This is a genomic window from Microvirga sp. VF16, from assembly GCF_016864375.1.
Classification (GTDB): domain Bacteria; phylum Pseudomonadota; class Alphaproteobacteria; order Rhizobiales; family Beijerinckiaceae; genus Microvirga.
Genome location: NZ_CP069354.1, coordinates 916,701 through 928,868, shown reverse-complemented (window position 1 = coordinate 928,868; position 12,168 = coordinate 916,701). Strand labels below are relative to the sequence as shown.

Here is a 12,168-nt window from a genome sequence, read left to right as displayed (position 1 = left end):
TTGGAGATATCTCGATGAAGCGTATCCTGGTCATCAGCCCCTCAGGCGAAGTCTATAACCACGACAATGTCCGTTGGTATAAGCACAAAGATATTCAACGCAGCATCAACCACTACCACAACATCGGAGACGCGTTCGTCTTCGACTCCTCGCTCAAGCTTCTGAACTACGACAAGCTCGACGCATTGGAGATTGCCAATCCCGACCTCGCCCAGATCGATCGAATCAATGCCGAATACGATTACGTGTTTCTGCGCGGGTCCAATTATGTGCACAAGGACATGGTTTGGGACCAGGCGATCGACGTTCTCAAGAAGCTCAAGATCCCGGTCATCGCCTGGGGCATCGGCGCCCAGGCACCGGTCAAGGGCAAGATCGAGCTCTCGGAAGAGACCAAGACGGTTCTTCGCATGATGGCCGATTCCACGACATCCATCGGCGTGCGTGGGGCCTATTCGGCGCAGGTTCTCTGGGATCTTGGAATCAAGAATATCCGCATCGTGGGTTGCCCGACCGCGTTCCGCCGGAACAACCCCGATCTCAACATTCAGTTGCCGGCTCTCGAGAGCATCCGGACCACCGGCATTACTGTTCGCCGCGAGGTGTCGTCCACCTATGCCCGCGATATCAAGCAGTATCTGACCTTCCATCGGGACCTCGTGAAGAGCCTGGCGGCGCGATTTGATGTGGTGCTGATGGCGCAGGGGGAAGTCGAGGAGAAGAAGATCGTGCTTGGGACCGCAGAGCAGCGGGAGGAGGCGATTGCGGCTTTGCGCGCGGACAAGCAGGTAAGCGAATGGTATCTCGACGAAGCCATGGAGAAGCTGCACAGGGAGAGGCTGTTCTATTCCGACGTGGTCGCCGACTATGAGGATCTCGTGCAGCAGAAGGATCTCGTCCTTGGATACCGGCTCCACGGCAACCTGATGGCGCTCGCGAATGGCGTGCCGTCGATCTACTTTACCTATGACAGCCGAACGGTCGAATTCGCCGAGACCTATCAGATTCCGAGTTTCGACGTGTTCTCGGGCAAGGAGTTCAAGCTCGAGGACTACTGGGACCAGTCACTCTTCGACAAGTTCAACCGCGCCTATCATCATACATACCGGGAAATGCATCAGTTCCTCGTTGAGAACGGGGCGGATACGAAGATGCTCCCTGTGATGAGGCCGCCGGAATACGGGCAGCTCCAGGCCGCCTAGTAGTCTCATGGGGTGCCGTTCGAGCTACGGCATCCCTTTCCATTTCTTCTCAACTAATCACCAAGAGCAGGGGATCAGTCATGACTGTATTGGTAACGGGTGGTGCCGGCTATATCGGGAGCCATATGGTTCTGGCGTTAGTCGATGCCGGAAGAGACGTCGTCGTCCTGGACGATCTCAGCACCGGCTTCGAGTGGATGGTCCATCCTTCGGCAACCCTCGTCCAGGGCGATGTGGGTGACGAATCCCTCGTCGCGGATATCGTTCAGAAGCATGGCGTTAAGGCCATTGCTCACTTCGCCGGATCGATCGTGGTTCCGGAATCCGTCACGGATCCGCTGGGCTACTATCTCAATAATACCGTCAAATCGCGGGCGCTCATCAGTGCAGCGGTGCGGAACGGCGTTGAGCGGTTTCTTTTCTCCTCGACCGCTGCCGTCTATGGGGACGCCAGGGAGAGCCCGATCTCGGAAACGACATCCCTCAACCCGGTCTCGCCTTATGGCACATCGAAGCTCATGACTGAGATGATGCTGCGGGATGTGGCTCGCGCTCATCCTCTCCGCTTTGTGGCCCTCCGGTATTTCAACGTAGCCGGCGCCGATCCTCAAGGCCGGAGCGGGCAGAGTACGCGGCAGGCGACGCACCTGATCAAGGTCGCGACCCAAGCGGCTCTGGGTGAGAGATCTCACCTCGACATCTTTGGAACCGATTACCCAACGCCGGACGGCACGTGCCTTCGAGACTATATCCATGTCTCGGACCTGGCCCATGCCCATACTCTTGCTCTCGACTATCTCGATGAGGGTGGCGACAGCACCATCCTCAACTGTGGCTATGGTCGCGGATACTCCGTTCTCGAAGTGATTGAAGCCGTCAAGCGGGTATCGGGTGTCGACTTTACCGTGAACCTTTCTCCGCGGAGGCCTGGCGATCCCGCCACTTTGATTGCAAGCCCGGCGCAAATTCGTGAAGTCCTGAATTGGACGCCCAAGCTCGACGATCTCGAAGCGATCATCCGCCATGCATTGGCGTGGGAAAGCAGCCTGAGACTTCGCAGAGCGGAAGCTGCTTAAGCGGGATTGCACGATGGCTAATGTGCCTCCGAGCCAAATCTTCCCCATCGCTTCGTAAAATCTTTTAGGTTTCGGCATGCAATCGCTCCGAAACAAGCACGCAATATTCAATTTTAGAATGGAATTCATATGCTGGACGAAATCATCAAGGATAGGGCGCTCGATCAACCCACCCCCAAGATGGCACCGCCTGCCAAGCCGCTGCGAGTGGCGATCCTGTGGAAGTACCCGTCTCTGGGACTCTATTCCAACGCAGCGTTCGAGGACCTTTACAATGGCATCGGCCATAACAACGGCAATCTGGCATTTGTCCATGCCATTGCCAGTCACATTTCCAATCCGGTCAAGTTCTTCGGCTGGAGCGCCTCGGCGGAGACCCTGAAGGAAAACGCGGATATCATCGTCATTCCGTGCGCCAATCAGTTGGGCCGTCACACGGATTACGGCAACATGGCAGACAACCTGGAGAGGTCCGGACTACCGATCGTCGCCATTGGACTTGGAGCCCAGGCCGACAGCTACGATCAGGACATCCAGCTCTCCGATGGGACCTATCGATGGGCCCAGGTCATTGCGCGCTCCAACCCGTCCTCCTCGACCTCCAACATCTATACCCGTGGTGCGTTCACTACTTCGCAGCTCGATAAGCTCGGCATCCACGGTTCCATTGTCGGCGGCTGCCCCTCGTATTTCACGAACCAGGAGTCGGGGCTCGGCAAGAAAATTCACAAGCATTGGTCGGACATCGCGTTACCACGCTCCATTTCTGTCGCGGCGGGACATCAGGCGTGGGTGAAGACCCGCGATATCGAACATCAGCTGATCAGCCTGATGATGGATCCGATGTATCCGGGTCAATACGTGGTCCAATCGATGGGCGAAATGATCAGGGTGTCTCGCGGCATTTTCGACGATATCGATCCTCATGCGCTCAAGGAAATCCACAACCACACTGTCCCTCATTATTCCTTCGAGGAATTCAAGGCGTGGTGCAGGAACTATGTCCATTCCTTCTATGACGTTCCGGCTTGGATGGACACATTGCGCCGGTATGACTTCACCATCGGATCCCGTTATCACGGCGTAGCTCTGGCTCTTCAGGCCGAGCGCATGGGCTTGACCGTCACGATCGATTCCCGAACCCGAGAGCTCTGCGAGAATACGGGGGTTCCGCACGTCGCCGCGCCCGATCTGACCGCGCCGCTCACGCGGTCAAGCTTGAAGAAGCTGATCAATTTCGATCCGGATTCCTATGACAGACACCGGAGTGAAGCTGCATCGAGATATCTCGACTTCCTCACGGCAAACAGGCTCCAGCCCGCATCCTTCCTGCAGCGGATTGCAACCGGCAAATGAGCTGGGGCGTCGGATCACGATAGCTCCTGTCCCCATGATCGCCGTTCTTGAGAAATTTCCTCACGGACGACAGGCAGCATGATTGAGAGGGTTCTGACATGGCCCGTTTGACGAATCTCATGAACAGGATCGGCCATTGGAACGCCACCATATGGCCAGCGGTTCTGACGCTTGTGATGAGCACGGCCGCGACCTCGGGCGAATCTCTGCACTTCTCGATCTCTCCCGAGCCCGAAGAGGTCTACAGCTATGAGCGGCAGCGATGCGACTGGCGCTCGATCCCCGATTCTCCCGCCAGGGCCTATCGCCGCCGTGACGGCTCAGTGGCCCTGATTGCGGCGCACTTCCGGAACAGGGTACTCGAAGGGCCTGGCTTTGCCGAGCTTCGGCCCAATTGCTCTGTTGTTTCCCAAGGCGAGGAATCGGCCGATCCCTCAGCTTATGATGACCGCTTCTGGGTTCAGAGCCTCATCCCGCTTGGTGACGACCGCATTCTCGGATTGGCGAGCCAGGAATTCTCCGGACTTCGCCATGACGGGCTTTGCGCCAAAGGGCCCGGCAAGCCGGAGTGCTGGTATCTTGCGATCGTTGGATTGGAGGCGAGCGAGCGGGATTTCTCATTCAAGCTGCTGCCCCGCGACCGGCGCCTCATTGCCGGGTCGAACAAGCCGTTCGATACGGGCATCAACGCCGCGGGCTTTCTCACGCTCTCCAATGCCGTCTTCGATCAAGACCATGCCTATTTCATTGCCTGGACGGAGGATGCCGCGGAACCCGGCGGACGCGGAAACTGCCTGTTTCGCGCTCCGCGGTCCGATCTCGTGACGGGCTGGCGGATGATGAGCGGAGGCCGCTTCGTCTCGCCGCCGAACCCTTATCCGGCAAGCGGACAGGAACCCGCTCAGGCGAAATGCGACCGTCTCGGCAGCGGCGACATCACCGGCAAGGTGCGATCCCTGATCTGGCTGGAGGCCAAGAACCTCTGGATGGTCGTTTGGTCCACACGAGTGAACGATCAAGGTGGCGTCTATTATGCAACCTCGACGGACTTGAGGAACTGGTCGTCAGCATCGCTGCTGGCCCCGTTTGACCCGCCTTGGGGCACAACTGAGAAGAAGATTTATTACGACTATCCCTCGATCATCGATCACGACAGCCGATCCCCTGTCTTTCAATCGGCCGGAAACACATTCCATTTGTATCTGACGCGCTTCAACTGGGAGTCAAAGCGCCCCACCATGAACAGGGATTTGGTTCGGTTCAAGGTGACCTTGGACCGCTGAAATTTTAAGCCAACCGCATCCCGGCTATCAACGGACGTTGCGCCCCTCCGCAACGACGAAGTTGAACAGCTCGTCCCTGGGCTCGACGCCGAGGCCGGCTCCTGTCGGCACGGTGTAATGTCCCTTTGCGCAGCCCATATCGCCGTCCGTGAATGCGAGATTGCGGTCGAAGACGGAGTGTTGGTACTCGTGATAGGGAACGCGCTGAAGGGCTGACGACGTGACAAGGCTTGCCGCCATGAAGATGCCGACGCTGATCGAGGCGTGTGGAATGGTGTTGATGTGGAAGGTCTGCGCCATCCGGCCGATCTGGATGAATTCGGTGATGCCGGTATGGCCGATCTCGGGCTGAATCACGCCCATGCAGCGGGCTTCCAGCCTCGGGCGATATTCATAGACCGTCCGCCACTCCTCCCCGAGCGCGAGAGGCACGCCGATGCTTCGCGCCACCCGGGTCTGACCTTCCAGGTCTTCCGGCTGGCACGGCGCTTCGGCGAAGTAGAGGTTCGAGGCCTCAAGGCGCCGGATGAGGCGCACCGCCTCGGAGGCTTCGAATTTCCAATGCAGATCGACCATGAGGTCGATGTCGGGACCGACCGCCTCACGCAGAGCCAGCATCTCCTTTACGATGCCTTCGTCGGACACGACCGCCGCGAACTTGATGCCGCGATACCCCTTTGCCACCCACTCGACGGCAAGGTCGCAGCGTTCCTGCAGAGTGGCACGAGGCAGTCCCGACACATAGGCCGGGATCGTGGAATGCCGCCGCCCGCCGAGTAGCGTGGAGACCGAAACGCCAAGGTTCTTGCCGGCGAGATCCCAGAGCGCGATGTCGACACCGGCGAGAGCATCCACGTAGTATCCGCCAAAGAACCCGCGCACCCGCATGAGGTCGTAAAGATCCTCATGGATCACCACCGCATCGCCGGGATCGCGCCCGATGATGACGGGTCCGAGGACATCGTCGATGATGGCCTTCGTCGCCTCAGGTGCCACGATGCCGTAGCACTCGCCCCAGCCGACGCGCCCCCTCTCGCCGGTGACCTTGATGAGCAGGGTCATGTCCGTGGAGGGATAGATCGTGCGGTTGCCCTTGCGCACAAGATAGCCACGCTCGTTGATGCGCTCCCCCTCCCTCAAGGGCCCGAGATAGGGCACCTCGCGCGGGATCGAGATGATGAAGGTTTCGACCTTGACGATGGAATCGACGGGATGGCTCATGAGCGATCAGACCGGACGGTGGTGCTTGTAGGGAAGCACCGCCTCTTGGAGAAGAAGTGACAGTTCGGCGCGATCTCCATCGTCGAATTTGGGGCCTTTGCCACGGACGAACGTGTTCCGGATCACACCGCGGCGCCGCAGGACCTCTTTTGTCATGTGCATTCGGAAGATCGCCTGGAAGTTCAGAAGAGGAAGCGAAGCGGAATAGAGTTTTCGTGCCGTTGCGACGTCACCCTCGCGCCAGGACTTCATCATCATGGCGTGAATGTCGGCGAGTTCGCAGGCCGGCATGGTGCCGGCCGCGCCGCGCGCCATCTCGTCCATCACGTAGCGCCCCCCGGCCCCGCCGAAGATCGCATCGACGGAATCCTTCGCCGCGTTCTTGATGCGTGTGAGGTGCTGCCCACACGGTGGCGTCTCCTCCTTGATGTAGCGGATCATGTCGACAGCGGAAGCGACCGCTGCCACCTCCTCCGGCGTCAATCCGGCGCCGATGGGCTTGGGCTGGTTCTGCAGCATGATCGGCACGCCGGCCCCGGCGGCAACCTGCTGGAAATATTCGATCTGTGCCTCAACTGAATTGCCGAGATGTCCGGGCGCCATCACCATCGCCGCGGCAGCGCCGATTTCGGCCGCATGGGCGACATGGCGGGCGGCGATAGCCGGATCGGGATCGCTCGCGCCGATGATGATCGGTATGCGGCCATCGATTTCACGGGCGAGAAGGTTGACCTGGCTCCGCCTCTCCTCCTCGCTTAAGGTATCCACCTCGCTCGCCACACCGGGATAGACGACCCCATCGACAGCGCTCTCGAGAGCGAACCGGATGATGGCCAGGAAGTCGGTCTCATCAATGGCCCCATTGGAGCGGAAGGGGGTCGGAAGAACCGGAAATGCACCGGAAAGCGAGGTCGTCATTTAACAGCTCCTGCCGTAACGCCTTGAATGAAATATCGCTGGAGGAAGAGGAACGCGGCCACAATCGGAGCCGATGCTAGAAGGGATGCCGCCATGGCGCCACCCCAATCCGAATTGACCTCGTTCAGATAGGTGAGCAGAAGGCCGGGACCGATGGTGCGCTTGTCATCGGACACGATGAGCGTCATCGAATACAAGAGGTCGTTCCACGACCACATGAATGAGTAGAGAAAGACCGTGACGATCGGCGGGATCGAGATCGGGATGACGATCGTGTGGAAGATGCGCAGGTCGCTCGCCCCATCCGCCCGCGCGGCCTCGATCAGCTCGTCAGGCACCTGCGAGAAATAGCTGTAGAGCATGTAGGTCGAGACCGGCAGGGCGAAGACGATGTAGCTCAGGATCAGTCCGGGACGGGTGTCCAGGAGCCCGATTTCGCTCATGAGCGGATAGATGCTGATCAGCAGCAGCCCGAACGGGAACATCTGCGCCGAGAGCATGAAGAGCATCACCGGCTGGCGCCCCGCAAAACGGTACTTGGCGAAACTGTAGCCGGCATAAAGCGCCAGAAGCGTATTGAGCGCCGCGCTCGATCCCGATGCGATCAGACTATTGACCAGATACATCGGCAGCTTGCCGGTCGTCAGCGCAGTGATGAAATGCGTCAGCGTCGGCGCGAGCGGAAACGGCGTCGGGACGATGCTGTAGAGTTCGGCGTTCGATTTCACCGAGGAGATCACCAGCCAATAGAGCGGAAAGAACAGGAACAGGCCGATCAGCGCCAGAAGCAAGCCGAAGACCACCTTGGAGATCGTGCTGGAGAGATCGAACATGTCAGGCGCCTTTCACCAGCATGCGCAAATAAAGGAAGGCGGGCGGCAGAAGGGTCGCCACCCAAAGCACGCCGATCGCGGAGGCAAAGCCGACATCCCATTGCTCGAAAGCGCGGCGATAGACCTCCACAGAGAGAACGGCCGTCGCGCGGACTGGCCCACCACCGGTCAGGGCATAGATCGTGTCGAATTGCTGCAGGTTGCCGATGACGCCGAGCACCACGACGACAATCAGGACCGGGCGGAGATGCGGCAGCACATGATCGCGCAGGATCGCCCAGTTGTTGGCTCCGTCGACCCGCGCCGCATCGACCTGTTCGCGGTCCATGTTCTGCAGCCCGGCGAGGAAGAACGCCATGAAGAGCGGGATCGACAGCCAGATCTTGGTGATGATCACCGCAACCATGGCCCCCGCCGATGTGGAGAGCCAGGCCTGCGGCATGTCGATGAAGCCGAGTTCCATGAGGAACGCGTTCAACACCCCATAGCGGCTGTTGAAGATCCAGCCCCAGATAAAGGCGCTCACGGTGCTCGGCAGAACCCAGGGGAGAAGCGACATGGAGCGCAGCAATCCCCGGCCGCGGAACGGCTGGTTCAGGATCAGCGCCCAGCCGAGACCGAGGATAAGCGTCCCGGTCGTCGTGAAGAACACATAGATGGCCGTGGTGACGAAAGCCTGCCACACGTCCGGCGTCGCGGCGATCTTGGCGAAATTTCCCAGGCCGTAGAATCGCGGCGCCGGTGTCTCGAGCGTGTACTCGAAGAGGGAGAGCGCCAGCGCCTGGAGGAACGGATAGAGGATGACGAGGCCGAAAGCGATCGCCGCCGGGAGCAGAAGCAACATGCCGACGCGGCGCTGGCCTGCTTTCAGCCCGCCGCGCACGGCATGCGGCGACACTTGGACCGGTGCAGGAGCTGATGTGATCTCAGCGGCAAGATTCATGGGATCATCACATGCAATGCAAGATGCAGGAGAGTTCGGCCGGCTGTGCGTTCTCGAACAGTCGGCCGATGAAATCAGTTCTGCTTATTGACATTCGCCATCGACGTCTCGAGGCGCTTCTGCATCGACTGGATGGCATCGTCGACACTCTTCTGGCCGAGCAGCGCACCTTGCGCCTCTTCGCCGATGATCTGTGTCAGTTCCGCGGCGTTCGGCCAGATGCCGACTTCGTTGCGGCGCGGATTACCCGCCGCCTTAGCCCAGGCCGTCAGATATGCGTCTCCCGTCACCTTCGGATTGGCGCGCGCGGACTTCGTCACCGGCAGAGCGCTCTGCTCCAGCGGGAACGTCGCCTGTGCCGCGTCAGAAGTGAGGTAGGTGATGAACTGGCTCGCCGGCGCATCGGCCTTCGCCTTGCCGTCAGCCGAGAACTGAACCAGCAGATGTCCCCACTGGATGGAAGCGGGCTCCTTTCCGGCAACGGCGACCGGCGTCGCCAGCGGCAGAACATTGGCGTCGAAAGATGGGCCCTGTCCGGAGAAGCTGCGCAGGTGCGTCCTGGCCTGAGGCGCGTCGAAGAAGAAGGCCGAGGCGCTTTGGGCCACGAGCCGGCGGGCGTCGGGCCGGTCGATCTCGGGCGCTGCAAGACGATCCTTCATCAGGCCGACCATGAAGCCGAGTGCCTGCTTGCCGGCATCGCCATTGCCGATCTTCACCTTGCCCTGCTCGTCGATGATTTCACCGCCGAAGGTCCAGGTCCAGATCATGAAGTCGAGCAGGATCGAGCCGTTGTTCTTGGTCGCCATGGTGTAAGGCACCGAGTTCGGCACCTTGTCGCGAACTGCGACCAGAGCGTTCCGGAATTCCTCGACGGTCGTCGGCGTCTTCGCGACGCCCGCCTTCTCCAGCACTGCCTTGTTGGCGATGAGGCCGATGGAGCCGGAGATGAGCGGCAGCGCATATTGCTTGGAGCCGATCTGCCCCATGGCGAGGGCGTCAGGCGCGAACATGGCGGCCAGCTTGTCCTTGCCATAGACCTCGTTCAGATCGACGAGACCGGCGACATTGGCGAAGCTCGGGAGCCAGCGTTCCGACAACTGGGCAACGCCCGGGAGCGTCTTGGAGCGCGCCCGCAGAAAGATGTTCTTCTGCATGTCGCCCCAGGCATAGCCCAACGGCTCGACCGTGAGCTTGGTCTGTGCCTCAAAGCCTTTTAGCAATGCTTCAACGGAGGGCTTGGCGGCCTCTTCCGCGTAACTGAAGCTCATGAAGCTGACATCGGCAGCATTGGCGGCTTGGCCCGACAGGCCGAGCCCTGCTGCCAGCATGGCAACGGACGCGATCGACTTGAATTGTTTCATCGTTCTTCCTCCCGATATGGAGCAAACTCCATATTCCTGCGCACATTTTTTCCCTGAGGCGGTTGCGCGCTAGACCACCCCTCCGTCGACGATGAATGTCTGCGCGGTCACGAGACGTGAGTCGTCGGCAGCAAGCCAGAGGGCCATCCGGGCGATGTCCGGAGGCAGGAGATGTTCCTTGAGGCATTGCACCTCGAGATATTCAGCAAACTTTCCCTGATAGATGCGCTTCGCCCGCTCGACCTGGCGCTCGGTGAGAACCCATCCGGGGGCGATGGAGTTGACGCGGATGTTGCGCTCGCCGACTTCCCGTGCGAGCGACTTCGTCATGCCCATGACGGCGGATTTCGCCGTCGTATAAAAGATGAGCCCGGCTGCTCCGCGCATCCAGGAAATCGACCCCATGTTGATGATGGACCCACCCCCGGCTTGAGCCATGTCGCCGATCACCGCCTGAGCGGCGAAGAACTGGTGGCGCAGGTTCGTCTGGAAGCGTTCGTCCCAATATTCGGGCGTCACGTCCTCAAGTGGCATCCGATCGTCGTTGCCGGCATTGTTGACCAGAACACGGACCGTCCCGATCTGCTCGGAGAGAGAACTGATGGCGGAGCGAAGCGCCCCGATGTCGCGCAGGTCCACCGCTTCAAAATGCGGCCGGTTTCCGGTCGCTGCCTCGATGCGCTGCGCCGTCTCGCCTGCGTAATCCGCATTCAGTTCGATGAAGCCGACATGGGCGCCTTGCGCGCAAAAGTGCTCGACCAGGGACGCGCCGATTCCGGACCCGCCGCCCGTGATCAGAACACCTTTCCCTTTCAGGCTCGGATAGACGGCACCTTCGACCGTTACACGCGGAATGAGTTCGGGATGAATGCTCATGCCGCATTCCTCGCCATCGGCTTCGCGGAAACCAGCGTCCGCCCATCGGCCGAGAACACATGCACCGCGTCCGGATTGATCGAGACGCCCACATATTCTCCCTGACGGATCGGTCGCTCGCCGTCGAGGCGCACGACGATCATCTCTTCCGTGCCCTCGAGCGCCACATAGGCATAAGTGTCGCTGCCGAGATGCTCGGTCATGACGATCTTGCCGTCCAGGGCATTGCTAGAGCCAGGCGCGCAGAGCTCCAGATGCTCGGGGCGCACGCCGATCTCAGCAGGCGCCTCAGGCGGAAGCGTGTTCAGGGAAACGAGTCCGCCATGCACCCTCACCCTGCCGCCTTCGAGACGCTGCCCTTGCACGGACAGGAAGTTCATGCGCGGACTTCCGATGAAGCCTGCGACGAAGCGATTGACCGGAGCGTTGTAGAGCTCGAGCGGCGAGCCGATCTGCTCGACCTTGCCCGCATTGAGTACCACGATCTTGTCGGCGAGCGTCATGGCCTCGATCTGATCGTGCGTGACATAGATCATCGTGGTGCCGAGCCGCTCCTTCATGCGCGCGATCTCGATGCGCATCTCGACGCGAAGCGCCGCATCGAGATTGGAGAGAGGCTCGTCGAACAGGAAGATCTTCGGCTCGCGCACGATGGCGCGGCCAATGGCGACGCGCTGGCGCTGACCGCCCGATAGCTGACGCGGCTTGCGGTCCACGTAATCGGAGATGCGCAGCACCTTGGCCGCCGCCTCGACACGACGGCGGATCTCATCCCGCGGCGTACCCGCCAGCTTCAGGGCATAGCCCATGTTGTCGGCAACGGACATATGCGGATAGAGCGCATAGGACTGGAACACCATGGCGATGCCGCGCTTGGCCGGGGGCACGTCGTTCACCACCTGACCGTCGATCGTCATCTGGCCCGAGGTGATCTCATCGAGCCCACAGATCAGGCGCAGCAGCGTGGACTTTCCGCAGCCCGACGGACCGACGAAGGCGGTGAACTCACCGTCCTCGACATTCAGGTCGATTCCCTTCAGCACGTCGACAGGGCCGAAGGATTTGCGGATCTGGTGTAGCTCTAATCTAGCCATGTCGA

11 protein-coding genes are annotated in these 12,168 nt (G+C 60.3%); 4 read left to right on the top strand and 7 right to left on the bottom strand.

Annotated features, from left to right (window positions below):
• The first annotated feature begins 14 nt into the window (after nucleotides 1–14).
• From JO965_RS04445 to JO965_RS04430, 4 genes are all read left to right on the top strand, one after another.
• Nucleotides 15–1,202, top strand: a complete 1,188-nt coding sequence (locus tag JO965_RS04445) for a polysaccharide pyruvyl transferase family protein (protein ID WP_203442507.1) — start codon at nucleotides 15–17, stop codon at nucleotides 1,200–1,202.
• Nucleotides 1,203–1,282: 80 nt separating this feature from the next.
• The gene (gene galE, locus JO965_RS04440; RefSeq protein WP_203442506.1) at nucleotides 1,283–2,278 is read left to right on the top strand and encodes a UDP-glucose 4-epimerase GalE; all 996 of its coding nucleotides are present in this window, start codon (nucleotides 1,283–1,285) and stop codon (nucleotides 2,276–2,278) included.
• Nucleotides 2,279–2,407: 129 nt separating this feature from the next.
• Nucleotides 2,408–3,634 (top strand): polysaccharide pyruvyl transferase family protein, encoded by a 1,227-nt coding sequence (locus tag JO965_RS04435; RefSeq protein WP_203442505.1) that lies wholly within the window; start codon nucleotides 2,408–2,410, stop codon nucleotides 3,632–3,634.
• 98 nt (nucleotides 3,635–3,732) lie between these two features.
• Nucleotides 3,733–4,917, top strand: coding sequence for a hypothetical protein (locus JO965_RS04430; protein WP_203442504.1), 1,185 nt, complete (start codon nucleotides 3,733–3,735; stop codon nucleotides 4,915–4,917).
• A gap of 27 nt (nucleotides 4,918–4,944) precedes the next feature.
• Here the strand turns inward: JO965_RS04430 and JO965_RS04425 are convergent, their stop codons facing one another.
• The 7 genes from JO965_RS04425 to JO965_RS04395 all read right to left on the bottom strand — a co-directional run bounded on the left by JO965_RS04425 (nucleotide 4,945) and on the right by JO965_RS04395 (nucleotide 12,163).
• On the bottom strand, nucleotides 4,945–6,138 hold the full coding sequence (locus JO965_RS04425; protein ID WP_203442503.1) for a mandelate racemase/muconate lactonizing enzyme family protein: 1,194 nt from the start codon (nucleotides 6,136–6,138) through the stop codon (nucleotides 4,945–4,947).
• Nucleotides 6,139–6,144: 6 nt separating this feature from the next.
• Nucleotides 6,145–7,056: a dihydrodipicolinate synthase family protein gene (locus JO965_RS04420; RefSeq protein ID WP_203442502.1), complete on the bottom strand. Its 912-nt coding sequence runs from the start codon at nucleotides 7,054–7,056 to the stop codon at nucleotides 6,145–6,147.
• On the bottom strand, nucleotides 7,053–7,889 hold the full coding sequence (locus JO965_RS04415) for a carbohydrate ABC transporter permease (RefSeq protein WP_203442501.1): 837 nt from the start codon (nucleotides 7,887–7,889) through the stop codon (nucleotides 7,053–7,055). The genes JO965_RS04420 and JO965_RS04415 overlap by 4 nt, the downstream gene beginning before the upstream one ends.
• 1 nt (nucleotide 7,890) lies before the next feature.
• Nucleotides 7,891–8,832, bottom strand: coding sequence for a carbohydrate ABC transporter permease (locus tag JO965_RS04410; protein WP_203442500.1), 942 nt, complete (start codon nucleotides 8,830–8,832; stop codon nucleotides 7,891–7,893).
• A 74-nt stretch (nucleotides 8,833–8,906) separates the two neighbouring features.
• Nucleotides 8,907–10,193 (bottom strand): ABC transporter substrate-binding protein, encoded by a 1,287-nt coding sequence (locus JO965_RS04405; RefSeq protein WP_203442499.1) that lies wholly within the window; start codon nucleotides 10,191–10,193, stop codon nucleotides 8,907–8,909.
• A 69-nt stretch (nucleotides 10,194–10,262) separates the two neighbouring features.
• Nucleotides 10,263–11,069: an SDR family NAD(P)-dependent oxidoreductase gene (locus JO965_RS04400; protein WP_203442498.1), complete on the bottom strand. Its 807-nt coding sequence runs from the start codon at nucleotides 11,067–11,069 to the stop codon at nucleotides 10,263–10,265.
• Nucleotides 11,066–12,163: an ABC transporter ATP-binding protein gene (locus JO965_RS04395; RefSeq protein WP_203442497.1), complete on the bottom strand. Its 1,098-nt coding sequence runs from the start codon at nucleotides 12,161–12,163 to the stop codon at nucleotides 11,066–11,068. Before JO965_RS04395 ends, JO965_RS04400 begins: the two co-directional genes overlap by 4 nt.
• Between the last annotated feature and the right edge of the window lie 5 nt (nucleotides 12,164–12,168).

Excerpts from the sequence above, each read along its gene's own strand:
- JO965_RS04445 (WP_203442507.1), top strand. The coding sequence starts at position 15 with ATGAAGCGTATCCTGGTCATCAGCCCCTCAGGCGAAGTCTATAACCAC.
- galE (WP_203442506.1), top strand. The coding sequence starts at position 1,283 with ATGACTGTATTGGTAACGGGTGGTGCCGGCTATATCGGGAGCCATATG.
- JO965_RS04435 (WP_203442505.1), top strand. The coding sequence starts at position 2,408 with ATGCTGGACGAAATCATCAAGGATAGGGCGCTCGATCAACCCACCCCC.
- JO965_RS04430 (WP_203442504.1), top strand. The coding sequence starts at position 3,733 with ATGGCCCGTTTGACGAATCTCATGAACAGGATCGGCCATTGGAACGCC.
- JO965_RS04425 (WP_203442503.1), bottom strand. The coding sequence starts at position 6,138 with ATGAGCCATCCCGTCGATTCCATCGTCAAGGTCGAAACCTTCATCATC.
- JO965_RS04420 (WP_203442502.1), bottom strand. The coding sequence starts at position 7,056 with ATGACGACCTCGCTTTCCGGTGCATTTCCGGTTCTTCCGACCCCCTTC.
- JO965_RS04415 (WP_203442501.1), bottom strand. The coding sequence starts at position 7,889 with ATGTTCGATCTCTCCAGCACGATCTCCAAGGTGGTCTTCGGCTTGCTT.
- JO965_RS04410 (WP_203442500.1), bottom strand. The coding sequence starts at position 8,832 with ATGAATCTTGCCGCTGAGATCACATCAGCTCCTGCACCGGTCCAAGTG.
- JO965_RS04405 (WP_203442499.1), bottom strand. The coding sequence starts at position 10,193 with ATGAAACAATTCAAGTCGATCGCGTCCGTTGCCATGCTGGCAGCAGGG.
- JO965_RS04400 (WP_203442498.1), bottom strand. The coding sequence starts at position 11,069 with ATGAGCATTCATCCCGAACTCATTCCGCGTGTAACGGTCGAAGGTGCC.
- JO965_RS04395 (WP_203442497.1), bottom strand. The coding sequence starts at position 12,163 with ATGGCTAGATTAGAGCTACACCAGATCCGCAAATCCTTCGGCCCTGTC.